General features: G+C 63.2%; 1 protein-coding gene. It reads left to right on the top strand.

Annotated elements, in window-relative coordinates:
- The coding region (locus tag ACHIRB_RS07545) for a DDE-type integrase/transposase/recombinase (RefSeq protein WP_395127656.1) at positions 1–220 on the top strand (220 nt) is incomplete at both ends.

Consider the following 220-nt stretch of genomic DNA (forward strand, 5'->3'; position numbering starts at 1 on the left):
GCGTCTGTTGCGGGGCAGCCTCGACGGCGCGATATTCCACAGCGATCACGGATCTGTCTACACGTCACAGGATTTCGCGGCGCTCTGCGAGCAGTTCGGAGTGCGGCAGTCGATGGGCTCGGTGGGAACGAGTGCCGATAATGCCCTGGCCGAATCGTTCAACGCCGCCCTCAAACGCGAGATCCTGCAGGACCGGAACAGCTGGACTGACGCCGGTGAG

Origin of the sequence: Antrihabitans spumae (assembly GCF_043944905.1) — a bacterium.
Lineage (GTDB): Bacteria > Actinomycetota > Actinomycetes > Mycobacteriales > Mycobacteriaceae > Antrihabitans > Antrihabitans spumae.